This is a genomic window from Mesobacillus subterraneus (assembly GCF_023715485.1).
In the GTDB taxonomy this organism is placed as follows: Bacteria; Bacillota; Bacilli; order Bacillales; family Cytobacillaceae; genus Mesobacillus; species Mesobacillus subterraneus_B.
This window is the reverse complement of sequence record NZ_JAMBOF010000012.1, coordinates 98,302-116,255: the sequence shown is the minus strand read 5'-3', so window position 1 is coordinate 116,255 and position 17,954 is coordinate 98,302. Positions and strand designations below refer to the sequence as shown.

The 17,954-nt window shown below is 39.1% G+C and carries 19 protein-coding genes and 1 riboswitch; of the genes, 12 read left to right on the top strand and 7 right to left on the bottom strand.

Annotated features, from left to right (window positions below; translation table 11 throughout):
• Window positions 1-222: 222 nt before the first annotated feature.
• Window positions 223-3,402 (top strand): DEAD/DEAH box helicase, encoded by a 3,180-nt coding sequence (locus M3204_RS17280; RefSeq protein WP_251484698.1) that lies wholly within the window; start codon window positions 223-225, stop codon window positions 3,400-3,402.
• 241 nt (window positions 3,403-3,643) lie between these two features.
• On the opposite strand, the gene M3204_RS17275 is transcribed toward M3204_RS17280, so the two are convergent.
• The 3 genes from M3204_RS17275 to M3204_RS17265 form a co-directional block, all read right to left on the bottom strand.
• Window positions 3,644-4,480 carry an STAS domain-containing protein gene (locus M3204_RS17275; protein ID WP_251484695.1) on the bottom strand — a complete coding sequence of 279 codons (837 nt, stop codon included), beginning with the start codon at window positions 4,478-4,480 and terminating at the stop codon, window positions 3,644-3,646.
• A gap of 248 nt (window positions 4,481-4,728) precedes the next feature.
• A complete protein-coding gene (locus tag M3204_RS17270) occupies window positions 4,729-6,174 on the bottom strand; it encodes a zf-HC2 domain-containing protein (protein WP_251484693.1) in 1,446 nt (481 codons plus the stop codon).
• Entirely contained in the window at window positions 6,171-6,668 is a 498-nt protein-coding gene (locus M3204_RS17265) for an RNA polymerase sigma factor (protein ID WP_251484691.1), read from the bottom strand. Before M3204_RS17265 ends, M3204_RS17270 begins: the two co-directional genes overlap by 4 nt.
• A 195-nt stretch (window positions 6,669-6,863) precedes the next feature.
• On the opposite strand from M3204_RS17265, the gene M3204_RS17260 reads away from it, so the two are divergent.
• Window positions 6,864-7,316 (top strand): GNAT family N-acetyltransferase, encoded by a 453-nt coding sequence (locus M3204_RS17260; RefSeq protein ID WP_251484731.1) that lies wholly within the window; start codon window positions 6,864-6,866, stop codon window positions 7,314-7,316.
• A gap of 153 nt (window positions 7,317-7,469) precedes the next feature.
• On the opposite strand, the gene M3204_RS17255 is transcribed toward M3204_RS17260, so the two are convergent.
• Entirely contained in the window at window positions 7,470-8,726 is a 1,257-nt protein-coding gene (locus M3204_RS17255; RefSeq protein WP_251484688.1) for a cation:dicarboxylate symporter family transporter, read from the bottom strand.
• A gap of 120 nt (window positions 8,727-8,846) precedes the next feature.
• Window positions 8,847-8,988, bottom strand: a riboswitch (cyclic di-AMP (ydaO/yuaA leader).
• A 159-nt stretch (window positions 8,989-9,147) separates the two neighbouring features.
• Here M3204_RS17255 and M3204_RS17250 point away from each other — a divergent pair.
• The 4 genes from M3204_RS17250 (at window position 9,148) to M3204_RS17235 (ending at window position 11,695) form a co-directional block, all read left to right on the top strand.
• Complete coding sequence (locus M3204_RS17250; RefSeq protein WP_251484730.1) at window positions 9,148-10,065, top strand: Nif3-like dinuclear metal center hexameric protein; 918 nt, start codon at window positions 9,148-9,150, stop codon at window positions 10,063-10,065.
• A gap of 23 nt (window positions 10,066-10,088) precedes the next feature.
• Window positions 10,089-10,349, top strand: coding sequence for a hypothetical protein (locus M3204_RS17245; protein WP_251484675.1), 261 nt, complete (start codon window positions 10,089-10,091; stop codon window positions 10,347-10,349).
• Between the two features lie 46 nt (window positions 10,350-10,395).
• Window positions 10,396-10,917: a GNAT family N-acetyltransferase gene (locus M3204_RS17240; RefSeq protein ID WP_251484671.1), complete on the top strand. Its 522-nt coding sequence runs from the start codon at window positions 10,396-10,398 to the stop codon at window positions 10,915-10,917.
• Window positions 10,918-11,098: 181 nt separating this feature from the next.
• Complete coding sequence (locus M3204_RS17235) at window positions 11,099-11,695, top strand: hypothetical protein (RefSeq protein ID WP_251484668.1); 597 nt, start codon at window positions 11,099-11,101, stop codon at window positions 11,693-11,695.
• Between the two features lie 4 nt (window positions 11,696-11,699).
• On the opposite strand, the gene M3204_RS17230 is transcribed toward M3204_RS17235, so the two are convergent.
• Together M3204_RS17230 and M3204_RS17225 are read right to left on the bottom strand one after the other, a co-directional pair.
• Complete coding sequence (locus M3204_RS17230; protein WP_251484666.1) at window positions 11,700-12,221, bottom strand: undecaprenyl-diphosphatase; 522 nt, start codon at window positions 12,219-12,221, stop codon at window positions 11,700-11,702.
• 329 nt (window positions 12,222-12,550) lie between these two features.
• Window positions 12,551-12,880, bottom strand: a complete 330-nt coding sequence (locus M3204_RS17225) for a DUF4257 domain-containing protein (protein WP_251484663.1) — start codon at window positions 12,878-12,880, stop codon at window positions 12,551-12,553.
• Between the two features lie 264 nt (window positions 12,881-13,144).
• Between M3204_RS17225 and M3204_RS17220 the strand changes: the two genes are divergently transcribed.
• The 6 genes from M3204_RS17220 to M3204_RS17195 all read left to right on the top strand — a co-directional run bounded on the left by M3204_RS17220 (window position 13,145) and on the right by M3204_RS17195 (window position 16,754).
• The gene (locus M3204_RS17220; protein ID WP_251484662.1) at window positions 13,145-13,582 is read left to right on the top strand and encodes an NUDIX hydrolase; all 438 of its coding nucleotides are present in this window, start codon (window positions 13,145-13,147) and stop codon (window positions 13,580-13,582) included.
• A 107-nt stretch (window positions 13,583-13,689) separates the two neighbouring features.
• A complete protein-coding gene (locus M3204_RS17215; protein ID WP_251484660.1) occupies window positions 13,690-14,331 on the top strand; it encodes a kinase in 642 nt (213 codons plus the stop codon).
• 177 nt (window positions 14,332-14,508) lie between these two features.
• The gene (locus M3204_RS17210) at window positions 14,509-15,126 is read left to right on the top strand and encodes a DUF4253 domain-containing protein (protein WP_251484657.1); all 618 of its coding nucleotides are present in this window, start codon (window positions 14,509-14,511) and stop codon (window positions 15,124-15,126) included.
• A gap of 1 nt (window position 15,127) precedes the next feature.
• A complete protein-coding gene (locus tag M3204_RS17205) occupies window positions 15,128-15,463 on the top strand; it encodes a hypothetical protein (RefSeq protein ID WP_251484656.1) in 336 nt (111 codons plus the stop codon).
• Window positions 15,464-15,584: 121 nt separating this feature from the next.
• A complete protein-coding gene (locus tag M3204_RS17200; protein ID WP_251484654.1) occupies window positions 15,585-16,046 on the top strand; it encodes a GNAT family N-acetyltransferase in 462 nt (153 codons plus the stop codon).
• A gap of 108 nt (window positions 16,047-16,154) precedes the next feature.
• A complete protein-coding gene (locus tag M3204_RS17195) occupies window positions 16,155-16,754 on the top strand; it encodes a hypothetical protein (protein ID WP_251484652.1) in 600 nt (199 codons plus the stop codon).
• Window positions 16,755-16,880: 126 nt separating this feature from the next.
• Here the strand turns inward: M3204_RS17195 and M3204_RS17190 are convergent, their stop codons facing one another.
• Window positions 16,881-17,885 (bottom strand): DUF3231 family protein, encoded by a 1,005-nt coding sequence (locus M3204_RS17190; protein WP_251484651.1) that lies wholly within the window; start codon window positions 17,883-17,885, stop codon window positions 16,881-16,883.
• Window positions 17,886-17,954: the final 69 nt, after the last annotated feature.

Here is a 17,954-nt window from a genome sequence, read left to right as displayed (position 1 = left end):
TTCCAATGCCTTTATAATCTTAATTTTATCTTGGAGTGAAAAGGCCCTTTTTGACATAATAAAAACTCCCCTTTAAGTAAACAGATTTTATTTTTTAATCTGTCTACCTAAAGGGGAGCATATCAGTTTTTCTCCATGCTTTTTATATTCTGGCTTAACAAATGCTGCGATTAGGTCTACACTAATAACTATCGATTATTGCATCTGCGGGAGGGACAGAGCATGGACTTAAAACTGAATCATAAAGTCATCAAGGAATTGTGCGGAACTGTTTCTTTCAAGCGTGGGGATGCGTTTTACCGTGCGGATAAAGTGAAGTTTACAAAATACAGCAAGGAATTGGCGGTAGCTACAGTCACAGGAGCAGACGAATTCCATGTTACTGTCCGAAAAAATAATGATGGGTTCACTGCTCAGTGCAGCTGCCCCAAGCTTGCTTCTATCAAAACAGAGTGCCAGCATGTTGCTGCTGTTTTAATTGCAATCCTGGACAAGCAGAGACAAGGGATTGAACAGCTACAAGTAAAAGGTGAAACGGAAAATGGGCTAGCTGAGGGTTTGTTGACGCTTTTTAGTGAACAGCCACGACGTTCGAGCAGGCATCAGCTGCACTTTGAAACTAGAAAGGTTCTGAATACAGAGTTCAGGGTCAGGCCTGTCAATCTCAGCAAGAAGCAAACCATGCTTGGGATTGCGATGAAGATTGGACCTATTGCTATTCAGGATATCAGGGGCTTTTTAGCGAGTGTAAAAGATAAAGAAAAAGTGTCTCTTTCCGGATTGTTTGCATATGATCCAGAGCTTCATTGTTTTCAAGGCGAAACGGATGTCATCATTAAAGCCCTGATTCAGGTGGTCGAGGATGAAGAGGCACTGCAAAATACCTTTGCTGGAAACAATGAAACGCTGCTCATTTCGCCTTCAACATGGGATCAACTTTTACCTTTGCTCACGAAGGTACCGAATGCAAAGGTTGAATACGCAGGGGGATTATCTGCTGATTTAAGAATTTCCAGCGAAAAACTTCCATTACTATTTGATTTTGAAGAAACAGACGATAAAAACTACCGTTTGAAGATCGATGGGTTGACTCAGCTAGTTTTGCTGAATGCCTATGATTTAGTATTGTATCAAGGACAATTAATCCAGCTGAATAGCGAGGATAGTAATCGTCTTTATGAGCTGATCCAAATGCTTGAGAGTTCAGGTACGAACGAAATTCCAATCCGGAAAGATCAAATGAGTTTCTTTGTGGAAAAAGTGGTTCCAGGTTTGAGAAGAATCGGAGAGGTTCGAATAAATGGAGATATTACGAGACAATTTTTAAACACACCGTTAATCGCCAAATTGTATCTCGATCGAGTCAATAACCGTCTCCTCGCCGGGCTTGAGTTCCAGTATGACAATATTGTGTTCAATCCATTGGAAGGCAGGGAACCTCAGACAAATTCAATGCTGATCAGGAATACGGACAAGGAAGACTTAATACTGGGTATGCTCGACGAAAGTTCGTTTGCTAAAACGGATGGCGGCTACTTCTTGCATAATGAAGACCTCGAGTATGAGTTTTTGTATCATGTCATGCCTAAGCTTCAGAAGCTGGTGCAAGTTTACGCAACTACAGCAGTCAGGAATCGGATTTTCAGGGAGCCGGCCCGACCGCAAATACGTGTCAAGGTGAAAAAAGAGCGGACGAACTGGCTTGAATTTAAGTTTGGAATGGATGGGATTCCTGAGAAATATATTAGGGATATACTCGAAGCGCTTGAGGAAAAACGGAAGTACTATCGGTTACGCAATGGGGCATTGATGTCGTTGGAAACAAGGGAATGGGAGGAAATCCAGCGGTTCTTGAAGGCAGGGCCGATTCAGGATGAGGATTTGGAGAAAGGGCTGAATGTTCCAATTGTCCGTGGGATGCAAATGCTGGAATCATTCGAGGATGGTTCAGTACTGCGAATGGAAGATTCTTTTCGAGGTTTTCTTGATGAAATCAGCACCCCTGGAAAAGTGAAGTTCGATATCCCAGATAAATTAGAGCCAATTTTACGTGAATACCAGAAGCAGGGTTTTCATTGGATGAAAACTCTTGCAAGATACGGATTTGGCGGAATCCTGGCTGATGACATGGGCCTTGGTAAAACAGTGCAAAGTATTACATATATTGCTTCCGAACTGTCCGATGTAAGGAAAAGGCAACAGCCTATTCTGATTGTTTGTCCGTCTTCCCTGATTTATAACTGGCTCAGTGAATTCATGAAATTCACTCCTGATATTCAAGCTGTCATCATTGACGGCAATAAAACAGAGCGTTCGAAACTATTAAACGATTTTTCGGGCATTGATGTTGTCATCACCTCCTACATGCTTCTGCGCCGCGATATTCACCTATACGAAAAAATGAATTTTCACACTGTCTTTTTCGATGAAGCTCAGGCATTTAAAAACCCGCTGACTCAAACGGCAAAAGCAGTGATGAACATACAGGCTGACCACCGGTTCGCGTTGACAGGTACGCCGATTGAAAACTCGATAGAAGACTTATGGTCTATTTTTCGGGTGGTTTTTCCTGAGTTATTCCAGGGGTTGAAGGAATATAGTAATCTGACAAGTAAAACCATTGCCCGCAGGATTCGGCCATTTTTACTGCGAAGGGTAAAGGAAGAAGTGCTCGGGGAGCTGCCAGAAAAAATCGAATCAATCGACAGAGTGGAATTGCTGCCTGAACAGAAAAAGCTATATGCTGCCTACCTGGCAAAGCTTCGCCATCAAACCTTGAAGCAGCTGGATAAGAATACGATCAGGAAAAACCGGATCAAAATCCTGGCTGGCCTGACGCGATTAAGGCAAATATGCTGCCATCCAGCCTTGTTTGTAGATGGGTATATGGGCAGCTCAGCTAAATTTGAACAGTTGAAGCAAATCATCGAGGAGTCCAGGTTTGCAGGGAGAAGGGTGCTCATTTTTTCGCAATTCACGAAAATGCTCGATCTGATTGGCAAAGAGTTGGCATACGAGGGCATTCCGTTCTTTTACCTTGACGGGCAGACACCTTCCCAAGATCGTGTGGAAACATGCGAACGGTTTAATAACGGGGAACGGGATTTTTTCCTGATTTCCTTGAAAGCGGGAGGGACGGGCTTGAATCTGACTGGAGCGGACACCGTCATTCTATATGATTTATGGTGGAATCCAGCTGTCGAGCAGCAAGCTGCTGACCGCGCCCACCGTATGGGCCAGAAAAATCAAGTCCAGGTCATCAAGCTAATTGCCAGAGGAACAATCGAGGAAAAGATGAATGAGCTGCAGGATAAAAAGCGGAACATGATTGAAGAAATTATCGAAGAAAAATCCTCGGCTACCCTGACAGAGGAAGATATTCGCGAAATCCTGCAGATTTAGTTGATCGATTAGGAGTGAAAGTTCCGAACTAGCGGGTAGTCTTCGAAACATCACTGAACAGCAGGAATCTCAGCAGCAAAAAATACTATCCGTCAAACAGCAGGAATTCAATATTTCATCTGAAATTGATGGCATCCATCGAGACATAGAAGAAAACAATCAAATGCTGTTGGAGCTGGATAAACGACTTTAATCATAGTAAAACCCCTTTGTTCAAAGCAAAGGGGTTTTACTATGATTTTTATTTTGCTTCGTTATCCAAGTAAGATTTAAGTGTTTGCTGCAATGTTCCCCTTGTTTCGGCCTTCTGTTCAAAGTTGATTCCGGCATGGATCATATTTCTCACAAGCTGAGGACGCATCCCGGTAATTACTGCTTTGGATCCCATCATGGAAATTCCGTTTAAAACCTTTTGGAAGTGATCGATTACGTTCAATTCCATTTCCGCGGTACCTGAAAGGTCCATGATCAAAGTATGGACTTTCAATTTAGAAATATCCATTAAAACCTTTTCTTCAATGATTTGCATTCTGTACTCATCAATCATGCCGATCAAAGGCAATACAGCGACAGTGCTGCTGATAGGAATGATTGGAACGGACAAGTGTTCAACCAGTTTTCTCTGAGAGTTGAGCATCTCATCCTTGTATTTGGTATAGCTTAAGAAAAAGGTATTCAGGAATTGGTCGACACGGTCATTAATCTTTTTCTCAAGCGGGAAAAATTCCTCGCGGTCAGTAAAACTGTTATTCATACGATCAAATTGATACAAGAAGTGCCACAATGTTCGTCTGATTGCCTGCACCCATTCCAGTTTGAAAGCAACAGTCAAGGAATGCTCTGCCCAGGCCAAGCCTTCTTGTTCAGCAAAAGCGATCAGTTCTTCTTCTTGCTCCTCCACAATGTAGACAATTAATCTTTCTGCGTTTTTTAAGAGGTCAATATTCCCTTTTTGGAGAATTTCATTGATTTTAGACGCTACGTTCACTGCCTCTGATAATAATTTTTGTTCAAAAAGCTCACGATTGGCTTTAATGAACTCAGTCACTTCATCTCTTTGCTTAAAAGGTGCTTCCATCTTATGTACACTCCTCATTCTCAATTGTTTATTTATATGTTAATGAAATAAGATAACAATACATGTATAGTGAAAACCTTCCTTACAATAAACTTAGCAAACAAGGGTTGAAAACACAAATAATTGACAATGAATGCGCGAATTACTATTTGTGCCGTAAAGCAGGGAGAGTTTAGGCTATTAGTATACGTTGGCGTATGAATTATAAATACAAAAGACTGCCTTCTATAGGAGGCAGTCTTTTGTATTTAGTAGAAGTTGTGATAGATTTTCTCTTCGATTCCGCTTTTTACGGAAGTGAATTTATCTTCGTCAAAATACTCTAAATCTGGTTCCATATAGACTAATTCGAATTTCCCTGTTAAAGCTGAATAGATAATAACCGGTTGCTTTGTTTTGTCAACTGAAGCAGAAAGTTCGATTTGACCATATTGTTCAAATGATGGAATGTGGCGATTGTGATCGTAAGATTCAAGTTTACCGTTCCTGGCATTAAGGTGGAGAATGGTTTCTGTCTCTAATGGTGTATAGAGTGAATAACCCTGAACCATAGGTACTGCTTTAAAGCTATATACCTTATGTCTTGGATCATCTGAATAGGAATTGTAATTAAAACCTAAAGATACCACTTCAAAATTTATTTCTTTTCCATAGATTTTTTCTAAATAAAAATTAGCTTTTTTTTCAGCTGCCTTTTGACTTATGACTGGAGCATTACTTAATGGTCCGGTATCCCCACTATAAGCGAGGATTTGTCCATTAATGGCATCGATTGTCCCTCCATATCCACTTTTATTCTCAAAACGGTAAACATATAAAGCATTAACAGGGCTTTCCTTCTCTAATTCGATATCATCTTCTTCAAATCCTAACACATTTGTGATCCGCTTTTTCAATTCAGATTCATGCAGTGCTTTAATTTGATTTGGCAATTTATGATATCGAGTATAACTGTAGGTTAATAAATTAACCTTTTCATAAAACTGATCCATCTCTTTTACATTTAGAAAGTGGAGATAGGAGCTATATCCATGATGGGTTTTATTATATTCCACACTAACGACTTCTTCCTGTCCAATGAAGTAATCCTTTACAGCCTGAAATGCTGCTTCGTCTGTCTCTGTCCATCTGCCCTGGTCGTAACGAATTTTCATTACTTCAAGCATTGCATTCAGCCTTTGAGTATTTAGACTGAGGTGGTGTTCTGTTGAGTTCTTGTTATACTCTTCAATGAAATTCAAATTGTCATTAAGCGAAATATTATACTTTGAAAAACGATGAATTTCTTGCTGCAATGGTTCCAGGCTGACTTGGTCCTTGTTTTTCACATCATCAAACATAGGTTGTATTATCCCTAAAGCATCATAATAACCATCAGTAGCCATAAACAGTTGTTCACGCTCGTTAACGTAATCAGTGAAAATCATGGAAAATAAAATAGCAGCAAGCATGATAGAAATAAGCCTCAAACGATTCAGCTTCATTCTTAAAATGATTTTTTCATCCAGTGATTTAGATACTTTCGGCTCATCGATTTTACTGATGTTAGCCGTTTTTTCCCCCGTCTCATAAAATCTTCTGCATTCCTGGCAGGCTTGTAAATGCTCGTCAACCGCGATTTTCACCGAGGGGCTTAAGTCGCTATCGATATACAAAGGGTAAAGGTCTTGGACGATATCATGTTCTATTTTCATTCTTCAGCCCCCAATTTGTTATAAATTTCCCTAAATTTCTTTCGGGCTCGATACAACCCAACCTTTACCTGGCCGATTGTTTCATGTGTAATGACTGCAACCTCTTCATAAGTAAGTTCATTGACATCACGTAAAATAATATAGGTCCTGTAGTTTTCCGGCAGTTCCAGCAATGTAAGCTCGATCATCCTCTGTTCATCAGATCGTTTGAATTGATCATATTGAGGAGTCTGATGCTGATCCATAATGTCAGTATGGATCTCCATCTTGTATTGTTTTCTCGTACTGAAATTGATATAGGTATTCCTTGCGATTTTGAAAAGCCATGTTTTTATCGAAGACTCGCCACGGAAGCTGGAAAGTGATTGAAAAGCCTTCACGAAGGTATCTTGTGTAAGATCCTCAGCAACATGCCGATTCAGTGTCGAGCGGTATAGGTATAAAAAAATTGCATTTTTGTATGTCTCGTATAATTCGATTCTCGGGTCCGACATCACATTTCCCCTCTCCGGAAAATATAGACAGATTGCATAGGTGAAAGTTACACCAGATTTTAGAAATTTTTTAGAATAAGGTTGAGAAATTATTCCCTGATGGTAAAATTAGCTAAAAGTAAATGTGGATTAGAGTTTTACTATCCTATATATCTTCGGTTTAGATTGATATTTTTATAGAAGAACAGGAGTTGTATTATGGAGCTAACATTAAAACCAATTACCAAGGAAAACTGGAAGGATGCAATTGAATTAACATTGAAAGAAGGGCAAAAACACTTTATGGCATCCAATCTTTATTCCATTGCAGAAGTTCAATTCCTGGACCAGTTTTATGCGGCGGGTATTTATGATGGCGATCGGATGATTGGATTTGCCATGTACGGCATTGACGAGGATGACAATAATTATTGGATTTACCGATTGATGGTAGATCAAGCATACCAGGGAAGGGGAATCGGTGCCGCTGCAGTGAAATTAATTATTGAAGAGATTAGAAGCAAGAACACCGATCAGATCCCTTATATCATGATTGGTTATCATCCAGAAAATGAGGGGGCCAGAAAAACATATAAGAAGGCTGGTTTTGTTGAAAAAGAAATTGCGCCATGGGGAGAACAACTGGCTGCATTTAAACTGGTAGTTTAACTGAAGAAGGGAAAAATGGATAATAATAATGTTTTATCGGATACCTGCTTTTCAATATAAAATTACACACTTTGTGATGATAGAGCAAATAGGCTACGAAAAAGCGCAAAATAAATAGCCAACAGAGATGATCCTGTTGGCTATAGATGCAATTTAAGAAGCTTTATTTATAGCAGCGGATTGCTTTCCAGGTTTGAAGACGCCTTCCCATTTAGCGATTACAATGGCTGCCAGGGAGTTCCCGACTACATTTACAGCAGTGCGTCCCATATCAAGGATTCTGTCAATACCAGCAATGAAGGCTAAACCCTCAACAGGCAATCCTACTGTACCCAATGTCGCCAGGAGAACCACGAATGAGACACCCGGAACTCCGGCTATGCCTTTAGAAGTAACCATCAACACCAGCATAAGTGAAACCTGTTCAGAAATGCTCATGTCGATTCCGTACATCTGTGCGATAAAAATGGCTGCGAGCGCTTGATAAAGCGTTGAACCATCAAGGTTAAAGGAGTAGCCTGTCGGTATCACGAAAGAAGTGATGTGTTTTGGTGCTCCTTCTTTCTCCATTTTATCCATGATTCTTGGCAAAACTGTCTCGGAGCTAGCCGTCGAGAATGCTAAAATTAATTCATCTTTCAGTGTGACAATCAATTTGAAGATATTGTAACCTGCCATTTTAGCAACTAAGCCTAATACGACAATTACGAAGAAAGCCATTGTTCCATAAACGGTAAGGACTAATTTGCCAAGCGGGATCAGTGATGCAAGACCAAATTTGGAAACAGTTACACCAATCAGTGCAAATACGCCGAATGGTGCGAATTTCATGATTTGGTTGGTTGCATAAAACATTGCGTCAGCAGTTCCCTGGAAAAAGGCTATAACTGGTTTTCCTTTTTCACCGATGGCTGAAATCCCTAAACCAAATACAAGGGAAAAGAAGATGATCGCAAGCATATCGCCTTCTGCAAAGGCGGCTATTGGATTGGTTGGAACGATTTCTACCAATGTCGTGATCATAGACTTTGTTTCTTGTGTTTCGGCTGTATCTACATAACTGGCAATATCTGTTTTGTCGAGCTCGTTCATATTCACCCCAGCACCTGGCTGGAATAAATTTGCTGCGACTATACCTACAATGATGGCCATGGTCGTGATAATTTCAAAATACAAGAGCGTCTTTCCGCCGATTTTACCTAACTGTTTGATGTCGCCGACACCTGCAACGGCAACAATGATACTTGCAACAACGATTGGTACGACGATCATTTTAATTAAACGGAGAAAAATATCTCCAATCGGCTGAAGGTAGGTGGCAACTGCTGGGTTTCCAAAAAACACTGCACCTACAATGATTCCGACGATCAGGCCAATAAAGATTTGTCCTGCCAAACTGATTCTCTTCATCAAGATTTCCTCACCTTCTGTAAATTCTATGCTGTAATAGCATTTGGCAAGGGATACAAGATTGTTTTTCTCCTTAAAAAAAAGACACATTGGGTGTCATTTACCACAGAGATTTTGATCTTCTGTTCCCTTTGGTCGCTTACGAGGTTAGCTGTCGGGTTAGGACCCGGAAACGCAAAGCCCTTTCACGTTGAATTCACCCCAGGCGAAAAGACGCCAATTGGTTCCCCCGTTCTTCGGAAAGATTAAGCGGAAAATATTTATAAATATTATATTAATATTTTAAAAATGTAAATGTATATTCGTTTCCAATGTTCTTGTTTTTATTAAATGGAACGCTTTAAGTTGTACCTTGATGCTAATTGAGAATCCTGTATTAACGTGGGAAATGAGAAAGAGTCTACACATGGATGGAGTGGTGATGTTGAAGCTTGTACACATTGTGAGTGAATTAAATCAAGTTTTTGAAATCGAAGAGTTTGGAAAGGATCCAGGGTTTAGCAGATTTCTTCCAGCTGCATATGAGGAAACGGGATTTAACTGGAAGGAGGCCTTTGAAAAGGAATTTACAGAACTTTTCAATGGGCTGATGTTAAAAGGAGCGCCGGAGGTTAGCAAAGTATTCTTGGCTGTGTTTCCAACAGACGAGGTGCTTGAGCATTTTATCGAAAATAGCATGGAGGGGGATCTTCTTTTTATGCACCATCCTTTGCTGATGGAATGCGGCGACCCCAATGGAGACTGGGGAAAGGGATTTGTTCCTATTAAAACAGAATATATAAATAGAATCAGAGACAAAAAACTTTCCGTTTATACAGTCCATGAACCGCTGGATTTCCATCGTGAATTGGGAACTAGTGTGGCAATACAGCATGCATTGGGTGCTGAAAAAGTTGACGGTTTCTTGCCAGAGTACAAAGGAATTGACCTGGTTTTTATTTGTGAGATAGAAGAAACCAGCACTGTAGAGTTAGTTTCAAAGCTTGAGAAATTATTTGAGATTCCATATGTCGATTTTGAAGGCAAGAAGCACGATCGCATTTCGAAAATTGCGATTGTGGCAGGATGCGGTGACAAGGTAGATTGGATGAGGGAAGCAGAAAAAAGAGGAGCGCAAGCCTATATCACCGGCGAAATCCATTGCCATATTGATAACGACTACGGCAAGAAAAAATTCCAGCAAATGATGGACTATGTCCCCGAAACAAACATGTCACTTATAGGCGTTTCGCATTCCGCATCTGAATATTTAGTAAAGAAAACGTTGATGAGAAAATGGTTCAATGAAAAATTAGAATTGGAAACTGTTATGATTCCTCAAGGGAAATGGTGGATGTAAAATAATCAAGGAGCTGAAATATTATGAACTCGATTAAAGGGATAGTTTCGATTTTGTTAATTTTACTTACAGCTTTGCTTGCTAAAGAGGGTGTTGAATTATGGTCACTTGGTACCAATGTTGATGGCGATGGGATCGGAGTTCACTTTTTGGGCTTTGAAATCAACGATCGAGTCCCAGAAGCGAGTATCCCTTCCTATGCGATTGGATTTTTTGTTACGAGTGCGATTACACTATTAATGACTATTACTGTTATTGGCAGGAGATTTTTAAAATCGAAATAAAATGAGGGGGATTTTAAACCCTTCATGTTTTTGAGGAGATATGAGAATGGAAGAGAAAGTGTTGTTAGTAAAGCCAAATGTTAGTTTAGAAAAGGAATATTTAGATTTTTACCAGGAATGGAAAGCAAGTGGAGAGGATATGATTCCGTGGGTAATCGAAAAGGATCCAACTGACTTTCAGGGGATGGTCCAATTTTTGCTCAACAATGAAAAAGGTATCAATCTTCCGGAAGGCTGGGTTCGTGATTCCACTTACTGGCTCGTTAATGAAAGCAACAGGGTGTTAGGAGCAGTGAATATAAGACATTCGCTCACTGATAGGCTGTTTAACTGTGGGGGGCATATCGGCTATGGTATCCGGCCAAGTGAAAGACGGAAGGGCTATGCGACGAAAATTCTCGCATTTTCATTGGGAAAAACTAAGGAATTAGGAATCGAGAAGGTACTTGTCGTATGTGATGCAGATAATATCGCATCAGAGCGGACCATTCTTAAAAATGGCGGCAAAGAGGATGTCAGTTTTACAGAGGAAAATGGCCATGTAGTAAAGAGGTTCTGGATTGAGTAAGACTCCTGAACGTGGGTGTACCAACGGGGAATAAAACAAATCCAAATGGGAAAAATCGATTCCAACAAGTAATATTTTCTGAACAAGGCTTGCAGTAAAATTCGTAAACTTTTTGGCTGTGAAGGCTACAAATTTTAGGAAAGAGCGCCATCAAATCTATATATCTAAAGGAAGTGAAGACATGCAGGCTGGACAGGAACACCCTTTTGAGCTTGAAGTGAATGCTCCCTATTCTTTGAATTATCTAATCTTCCTTCAGAATGTCTTTTTAAACCAAACTGGTCATCGGAATGGGCAGCTATTGTTTCCTTATTTAGATAGCAGCCAATGGGGACTACTCGATGAGGAAAATTTCAACCGAGCTTTTAAAGAAGTGTGGGAAGAAATGATCCAAAGAAGTTTGGATCGCAGGTTTGACCATAATGGGATTTTGGAGGAACAGAAGCTTTTGTTTTTAAAATTGTTTGAAGGGCAAGCCAACCATGGATACATAGAGAGCTCTAAGGCATTTCATGCATGGTGGGATGGAATCGCCGGCAAGATTGCAGTTGAACGGGTATTTGATGATGACAGCATGAACAAGATCTATCTGGAACTGGCAAGTTCAGTAGAACCATCAACGGAGAACAACCGCCTGGCAATTGACTTAGTATATGACAGACCAGTTTTAAGTGAACATTGCAAGGCACCATGGTATATCGTCTTGCCTATTGAAGATATATTTTTGAAAAATCGCAGGCGAGAAGTAACGGAGAGTATGCGTCTCGCCTGTCGGTAAAGGGTTACCCAGGTTCGGGCTTGTTTCCAGATTGTTTAAATGAGATTAATCGAGTTGCCACACTTAATAGAGAACCAAGCATTGCGCTTCCGATGATGTCGGATGGATAATGATGGCCAACCCAGATTCGAGAAAATCCGGTAACCGCAGACATCCAAAGCATCAGGGAACCTAAGCTCCGGTTAAAGAAAATAATTGATGTGGAAGCAGCAAAGGCAATCAGGGTATGTTTACTAGGAAACGTCGAATCAAGTTTTGAAGGAATAAGGATTCCGACTCTTCTTTTCTTGAACGGACGCGGTTTGTAATAAAACAGTTTTATTAAAAAATGGGCAATGAAGCTCAGGAAAACGGAACTGCCTGTTTCAATTGCAATCCTTTTGTTAGAACGATTTTTAAACAGCATGATCACTAATATCAGGATATAGGCATAACGTATTCGATTTGAAATCAAAATCATCAATCTATCCATTGGAGAATAACGTCCGGATAAATTGTTGATCAGACGGAACAGTCTTAGGTCCATTATGTTTCTCCTCAGTTTTTTTTAGATAGTTTTTCCTAAATGATTTTGACCAATGTATGAAAAAGTGAAACATGATCATGGGAAATATAGCTAATTAATGAAATTTGGTGTGGAGAGCTGATTGGGTTTTATGGATTTGAAGGATGAAGAAATAGAAGTTGAGTAGGAGGTATGAGGGTCATTTGTCAGCCATTGTGACGATTGCGGGTCACTACGGAAATTGAAGAGCAATTGGATGAGGATAATAATTTTCCCAAGTTCGTTTTTACCAAAAAAAAACAAGCACTCTGGAAGCTGCTTGACCAATGGCGTTAGCAAACTTCTTTCTATCAGGCTGAGGTATTGGTTTTTTCACTGCCGATATCCTCCCCGCCCGGGTTACTGTTACTTATTTTGAATAATTCCAGTCCTCTCAGTAAGGCATCCCCTCCAAATCCAGCCATGATGGACATTAAAAATACTCTTAGCAGCGAATCAGCTTCTGATGAAACCACCAGCAATGCTGCAGCCAGGGACCCGGTAAAAATTTCTTCGAAGAAACCAAGGTAAATGAACTTTTTTGTCCTTCTCGGCATGATGATCTTTCCTCTTTTTCTCACATGCCCGGTCAGTCCGACAAATCCGCCAATCAACATTGCGAACATAATGTTTTCTAACATTCTTCCTCACTCTCCTAAAGTCTAGATTTTGTTGGACCTTAGGTAACTCTTGGTGTATTACTATTATACAAGTATTAAAAGGAGAAAAGCATGTGTAAATTTATCGAATTTTCAGTATATTAAAATTAGTAAAAACTAAGTGTAACTTTTTGGAAAAATTGCCTTCCTGTAAACTCCTGAAAAAGTTACAGGACTTTTGGCTTAAAGATGGGATTAGCCAAATGGTTATAAAATTTAATGAGAGCAATTGAAAGGAGTTTGTAAATGTTCATTTTAAACGTTGAAGGTGCTGTATATAGAGATGGAAAGTGGCTGGTCATTGAAAGGAGTTCAAAAGAGGAACACGCTGGGGGAATGCTTTCTCTTGTAGGCGGAACGGTTGAGAATGAAGGTTTCTCGAAAAAATTGCTTGAACGTACATTGAAGAGAGAGTTATCTGAGGAAGTGGGCATCACGATAAAAGATGATGTTCAATATATAAGGAATACTTCATTTCTGCTTAAAGATGGAAAGGAAGTCCTTGATCTTGTGTTTTTTTGCGAAATAGAGACAGGAGAACCATTTGTTAAAAGTTCTGATGAAGTCGAAGCTATATATTGGATGACCACAGATGAAATCTACGACCATCCCAAATCTCCAATCTGGTTGAAAGAAAGTATCCAGGAAGCAGAGCGATTACAATTTAATGTTCAATTTAAATGATGCCGCCTTTTTATAGGTGGTTATTTTTTGTCTAAAAAAGGAAATAGTTGTTGACATAGCGAATAATTTATTGTAGTTTTCATCATTTAAAAAGTGAGGTTGCCAAATTGAATGTTGTTGAAAAAATATTTACAGAAATCTTAACGGCAGATCAGCAGGATCAACGCTTCATTTTAGGGATAGATGGGCTGAGCAGGTCCGGGAAAACATCCTTTGTAAAAAGAGTCGCTTCTAACCTGAAGGATTTGGGAATTCCTTTTCATGTCATACATATAGACGATCATATTGTTGAACGCGCCAAAAGATATAATACTGGCCAGGAGGAATGGTGTGAGTATTATTACTTCCAATGGGATGTGGAGTGGCTGAAGGTACATCTATTTGGAAAGCTTCTTTCCGCAGATCAAATTGAGCTGCCATTTTATGACGATGAGTTGGATGAACAAACATCAAGAGTCTTACATTTAACAGGAAAGAAGGTTCTCATAGTAGAAGGTGTGTTCCTGATGCGAGAGGAATGGAAAAATTATTTTGATTTTACCGTTTTCTTGGATTGTCCAAGAGATGTAAGGTTTTCCAGGGAAAGTGCCAAAACTCAAAGCAACATCGAAAAGTTCAAAAAGAGATACTGGAAAGCGGAAGATTTTTATCTTGAAACGGTAAAGCCTGCTGAGAATACAGACTTAGTCATATCATGGCAGGAGTTGGTGGGGGAGCGGCTTTTCGCTTCAGTGCAAAATTATGATTAAGGATGTATCTAAAATAAGTAACCATATTTACCGCTAATATATTCGGGGAAGGTATAGCTATTAGCAAGAGTATATTATTTTTAAACATGACGAGTCCTGTTTAGGAAATTCCTTACTGTATGGATGGGTAACCATTATAGTAAATCATAAGAATACAATTTAGCAGGTGATCATTAAATGAATTGGAAAAAGCTTTTTGGACTTGGCAAGAACCAAGTTCCACAAGAAAATATTGAAAAAGCAAGGATTGAGTTAGGTTTTTCTGAAGAAGTAATTTCAATTATTAGAATGCATACCAATTCACCGTTGCAGCCTTTAAATCATCAAGATTTGTATACGGATGACTCAGTTAAAACGGTTGGAATATCTTTTAAGACAAATGAAGGTGAAGCGGAAGAAATGGTCGCAAAACTGAATGCGGAGTTCAAACGAATCGGGTATCAAGCTTTTATTTGTAATCATGACTATGAAGAAATAGGGGTTATAAAAGGAATTGATCAGTTTGATATATTAAAAATCCGGCAGACAAATGGTGACAATTACGACATTAGCAATGAGGAAGTTATCGCTAAGCTCAGGGTGTGGCATCAGCGGTATCCATTCACGATTATCGGGGCGGATTATGACTGGGTGGAAGCTAAATTTAAAGTGTTTCCTGAAAACAAGGAACTAAAAGCTTTTGCGGACGAAATCTATAAATTCTGTCCTGACATTGTTGATCAGGGCTCTGGCAGTATCGATGGTTTAATTGAGGATATGAAAGAAACAAAAAAATTATATCTCTGGTGGGACTGATATGGTAAGCAGAATTCTTCGCCACCGATTATTATTGGCTTCTATTTTTATAGGCTGGATATGTGTATCGATCACACCTGTTTTCGATTCCGTCAGAGTAACTGCTGAATATGCTTTAACGAAGCATAGGATTGGATTTCCTTTGCCGATCATCGAACAGCATACCTCCTTGACACCAATGGATGATGCCTATCCGTTTCATTTAGGTTTACTAAGTCCACAAGAGACTCCAACAACTTTACTATTAGGGAATTATGTTCTGCAGTTTGTAATAGCTGTTCTTGGTGTTTACGTTATTTTAATTGCTATTAAGTATTTACTAAAAGAATTAAGGTGATGTTTGGAATTAGGGTTTAAATGACTCAAAGAATATGAGTGAAATTCATATATTTCGTATAAAAAGACACTTAGCCGTTTTGGTGCAGAGCAATTTATTGTTTATTCAAGGAGGGAATGTAGTGGAAATTCGATTGGCCCAGGAAAAGGATATCGATCAGTTAATTAAAATGAGATGGAATTTCACACTTGAGGACTATCCTGAAATGGGAGTAGGAATTGAGTATAGTTCATTTGAAGAAGAATGCAGAGTGTTTCTGAAGAATGCACTCGAAGGCAGCCAGTGGAAGATTTGGGTTGCTGAAGAAAATGGCAAAGTGGTTTCACACATTTTTATTGAATTAATTAACAAGGTTCCTCGTCCTGGCAGGGTGACAAACCCTTTTGCTTATATGACAAATGTTTACACATTACCAGAATACAGGGGCATAGGGCTGGGCAGCAAACTGCTTACGACAGTAAATGATTGGGCAAAAAAAATGAACTATGAATTCATCATAGTCTGGCCAAGCGAGACAAGTATAGAGTTTTATGGGCGTAACGGATACACGCATTGTAAGGAACCAATGGAGCTTTGTTTTTAAGGTTTTTCTTAATGGAAAATCGCTTTTGTTAGGAATATTCCAAATTATTGAAACTTTTCCCCCTCCTTACCGTAATACATATTAATTATAATATAGGGGGGAAACGTCATGGCTACTTTAAATATCCATACAGAAAACACGGCAAGAATTCTATTTGTTTCTGCAATTATCCTTATGTTTAGCAGTTTTTTTATGCCCTTGGTATTGGTTTTTTTTATACAGGATTATCTATATCTTTCTAACGAAAAATGGTTTTATGTCACACCACCCTCTGCCTACGTTATATTTATGATCGGCATGCTTTGGATTTCCATTACATTGCTAGTTCATCTTTTTATACAAAGGAAGTATGAACTGAAGCATTATAAGTGGATCACAATCCTGCTTATGTCTATAAGCATTCCATTCTTCATGTTTGGCATTTCAAACTATTATTATCTTGATAATGAGGGCCTCCATTTTAACGATGAAAAAACATTCAACACCATCATTTCATATGACTGGGAAGATATAAAAGAAGCAAAAGAAGTATTCATCAAAAGCAATGGGGTAACGGTGATGGACCATTATCGTTTTATTACAAAAGATGGTGACATCATCGATTTACCTTATAACAGTAAAGTAGGTAACAACAAATCAAGGATCGTGGAAAAGTTGAAAGAACATAATGTTCCTGTAACCAACAACATGGGAGATCTTTATGAGTAAAATCCAAACAACCTACATTCATACCAATGATTGTTTTAATTCGGCTCATATTAAACCTTGATACGATGAGTAATGGTACAAAGAATAGTATTCAAAATGAATGCCCCCTCAATTGAGGGGGCAAATTTATTTTTCTTTTGCTAATTCTTTTCTGTTTGGTCCCAATGGAGGTTGCTCCAGCCATTTGTTTTTTACCATGATATCAAACCATTTTTTTGTGACCATTATATTTTTTAGGATGACTCCTTCATAAGTGGTAATAAGATCTGCTCTCATTGCAGATGCCAGACCTGTCCCATTGTACATTTGTGCAGCCTGGTACAAGAAACCGATATGGTACAACATTAGTTTGTCGGATAAAGGTGATTCTGTTAAAGTTGTAACCTCCGTTTCCATTGACCGGGGAATAGGCAAACTATCATCATGCATTATTTTGGATAAAGATTGAATTTGTTGGTCTGCAATCTTTTCAGACTCTGTTAAAAACTTTCTCACTTCCTTTGACTGGGCAGCCTGGCTAAATCCAATTGAAAGTGTCTTGGCCATGATACTCTTTTTAAGGTTAAACGAAAGGCTGATGATTTCAGTTGCGGCCAAAGTTCTGCCATTACCAAAGAATCCGTCTGTAAAGTCTTTACTTAGTACGTATTTTGGATTCCGGTCGGGATAAAACATAGGATCTCTTTGAAAGTGCCCCTTCTCAAGCAATAACTCAATTGTTAGATGGTACATCTTTTTCGCATCATTATCACAGGAGTCGTAGAAGTGTCGCAGGTCCTCTCTGACAGAAACGCCCAGTGAAGTTGAATGGCCAAATAATCCATGTAAAGTCATGATATGTAAATAATGGAGGCAAAATATATCACTAAACAATCTGCCGGTGCCTTTATTAATGTCCGCATCGGTGAACCCATTTGGGATTGGAAAACCCTCGTTTTCAATAAAAGTAACCACTTGCCGTTTCTGTTTTTCAAATATTTTAATCGCAATGTCAAAAATGTTTTTTATAGACTCATCTTCAATGATAGAGTACATATATCTGTTTACTGTATCCGTCATTGTTCCATTTATATATTGTCCCCATAGTGTTCCAATTTCCGCTGATGTGAGTTTTAACTCATTCTTATCCACATGATCACCTCTTCGAATAGTATTTACAAATTTCACTAAATACATGAGTTTTTGTTGGGAATTATATAT